Source organism: Planctomycetia bacterium, assembly GCA_034440135.1.
Classification (GTDB): Bacteria; Planctomycetota; Planctomycetia; order Pirellulales; family JALHLM01; genus JALHLM01.
Map to the genome: position 1 here is coordinate 1 of JAWXBP010000263.1, position 3,180 is coordinate 3,180.

A 3,180-nucleotide genomic window follows, 5' to 3' on the forward strand; every position below is an offset into this window, starting at 1 on the left:
CTATCACTGGATAGGGATCTACGGCGTGGCCATTTCGGTCGGTCTGACCTACATCGCGTTTTCGATCGGCACGCTGCTGGTTTCGCGGCGCCTGGTGCTTTCGGCCGCCCCGAGCCCTGAATGATCACGCCGTCAAAACTCACGTTCTTTTTCACGCTGTACCTCGTGGTGTTCGCGCTGGTACCAGGTATGACGGCAGAATTTCTCCTGGTCCCGGAAAGGACCCTGCCGGAAACCCTTGCCGCATGCGTGCTCTTCCTGACGGGCTTTCTGATTGGCGCGAGGCTGGCCTCCTACGAGCTGTACCCGGGCGCGGGAAACAGGCAGTGGAGCGCCCCGAACGGCCGCGTCAGCGGCTTGGGGCTTTGCATCCTCGGTGCCTCCCTCCTGATCATGACGGCGTACATCATTCTGGTCGGCCCCAAGCCGCCGGTCTTCGCTGCCGCCGGTGGCAGCGATCTCTTGGAAGCTGCCCTCCTTCGCGAAGAAGCCCTCAAACTCAACACCGATACAGCGTTCGTCAAGGCCTACGCCTATACGCGCGATATCCTAGGACCCGCCGCATTCGTCCTCGCCATCGCGGCATTCAAGTACGCCCGGCTGCCGCTGCGCCTGTTCTGCGTACTCCTGCTGTGCGCGGCCCTCTTCATTAGCGTCTGGTCCGGCCAGAAGGCCACCTTGCTCAACTATTTCGTTGTCGCCACCATATTCCTTACGAGGAGCACCGGGTCGCTAGCGCGCCTGCTATTTGTGGGGGCCCCCGCGTTCGCCGTCACCATTTTCATTATGTTCTTGGTCACTTACCCCGACACGTTTGCGGGCTCGAACGCCGATGAAGTCATCGCCGATGTCATTGAAGGCGTCATGCATCGGTTGTTCGTCTCGCCATTCGAGGTCAGCATGGCTTACATCGACGCGATCAACTACCAGTCGTTTATCAACTGGCTCGACACCATCCCCGTCTTCGGCGCCATGCTGCGGCCTGGCGTGCCGCCGGTCGAAAATGTCATCGGCACCTACTATTTCTACAGTGGCATCGACTCGATCAGCGCGAACGGACTTTGCTTCGCCTATACCTACATTCAGGGCGGATTGCCCTTTTGCTTCGCGGTCGGAACCCTCACCGCGGTCGTACCGATCCTGGCGATAAAATTCGTCCGCGCGGGTGGCAACGATTTCATCTCGAAGGCGTTTCAGGCGATTCTCATGTACAAGATCCTGGACCTTCTGAACGGTAACCCGCTCAGCTATCTCGTCGGGATGATCGAGATAGCCATTCTCGCGTGGGTACTTGCCCGAGTATGCGCGGGGAGCTCGTTGTTGCGACTGCCGGTGCGCGCAAAGCTCGCTTCGTGAGCCACAGCAGTGCCGTCCGCGAGCACGCTAAATCACAGGTGCGGCAAAGCGCGATCGACATGACCACGCTTTCGAGCCTTCTTCCCCGGATGGCCCTGCTCCAAGTGCTGGAGATCACTGGAGTCGTCACGTTTTTTCTTTTCGTCCCGGTTTTAACCCACGGCTTCGGAGCGGAGGCCGTGGGTATCTACGCGGTTGTAAGACGAGCGATGGGATTCGGCATACCGATAGCGACGATCGGCCTCAACGAAAGCCTGCCGTATTCGGTTGCGGTTGCGAGGGACTTGCCGACGCTCGGGGGCGCGCTTCTCGGCTGCCTGCTCGCCGCACTCGCAGTCGGCTGCGCCGTCCTTGGCGTTTCGACCTTGTTCGACGGAGCCGGCGCGCGGCTTCTTTTCGGCAGTGCAGATCTGCGCGCATTCGTCGTTCCGACCGCGCTCGTACTTGTATCGACTGGTATCGCGGCTACATTCAGCTCGCTTGCGAGGGGGCTTGACGACTTCGGCACATTCGCTTGGGTCGTGCTTGGAATTGCGGCCTCGCCTTTCATCGGACTGATTGCTTCCGGAGGCTCCCTGAAAGACACGCTCATCGCCATGGCCGTGGTCTCAGTCGTGTTATCCGTCCTGGCCGCCGCCCGACTCTTTCCCCGGATACACGGCGTGCGCCTGCGAAACGCTTTCGCGGACGCGCGCGGCATACTGCGCACGTCCATTGCGCGGCTTCCCGGCGTACTGCTGATGGCCACGCTCCCGCTCGTGATCGTGCTTCTGGCAAAGGAAACCGTGGGCCTCGCAAGGACCGGCCAGTTTGCTGTGGTGCTTTCGATGATGGTTGCAGTAGGGGGAGTGGCTTCGGCATTCGGCGTCGCCGCGCTTCCGGGGCTTGCCGCCAGCTGGCGCAGCGGCCGGCGCGACGAAATTCTCGAGGTAGTGGTCGATGCTCTCTCGGCCACGCTGGCTTTGATGCTCCTCGGCGCAGGCGTGATCTTCGCGGCCGCAGGCCACCTAGGCGCATACCTGTTCGGCGCGGGAGCGAATGTAAAGACGTTGATCGAGTTTTCGGTGGTGCTGGTGCCGCTTCTCGGGGTCAATGCAGTGCTGAGGTACGTCGTGGACGCGATCTCCGAGCGCGCGATCAATACCAGGGTATTTGGAATCACGACTGCAATCACGCTGGCGGTTTGCGTGGCCGGAGTCATGTTCGACCCGGATCGCATGACCGAAACTGCTTATGTCATTGCGTACTTCGGATGTCATGTCCTCGTGTTGCTGCTTTCGTTGCGGTATGCGCGCGTCGCGGGACTCAACGTGCTCGCGGGCGCCGGCGAGCTTGCAAAGAGCGCGGTGGCGGGCTTCGTCGCTGCGGCGTGTGCCGCGTATCTCTCCCGCTGGTTCGAGTCCGTTGCCGGCTTCGCCATTGTGGCTTCGGCATCCGGGGTTTTGCTGATCGTCCTGCTGTTTCTATTTCGCTCGCATTGGCTGCGCCGACTCCTGGGCGGGATTCGCGGAGCGCTCGGCAGACGGTAAGGCGCTTACGTCGAGGCTGGCGAGGGTGATACGCGCAACGGAAGCTTCCTGACGACTCGACCGCGGTGGGGAACATCAGCATTTGAGCCTGTTTGTCATACTGAACGATTGCTGCCAATTTAAGAGAAGTATCCGCGTCAGCATTGGCTTTCCTGCCGAAATACTGCCATTTAACAGGTTAAATTCTTGGCAGGTCCAGCCGGGTCAAGATTTTCCCCTTCTGCTTCATCAACCCGACAGAGCCCATCCTTATCGAGGATGACGTTGGGGTGGGCGGTGCAACCTATATCTTTAC

The 3,180-nt window shown here is 60.4% G+C and carries 2 protein-coding genes; both read left to right on the forward strand.

Annotated elements, in window-relative coordinates:
• Positions 1 to 120 precede the first annotated feature (120 nt).
• Positions 121 to 1,356 (forward strand): hypothetical protein, encoded by a 1,236-nt coding sequence (locus SGJ19_16245; GenBank protein ID MDZ4781805.1) that lies wholly within the window; start codon positions 121 to 123, stop codon positions 1,354 to 1,356.
• Positions 1,353 to 2,885 carry a hypothetical protein gene (locus tag SGJ19_16250; protein ID MDZ4781806.1) on the forward strand — a complete coding sequence of 511 codons (1,533 nt, stop codon included), beginning with the start codon at positions 1,353 to 1,355 and terminating at the stop codon, positions 2,883 to 2,885. The genes SGJ19_16245 and SGJ19_16250 overlap by 4 nt, the downstream gene beginning before the upstream one ends.
• The last annotated feature ends 295 nt before the right edge of the window (positions 2,886 to 3,180 follow it).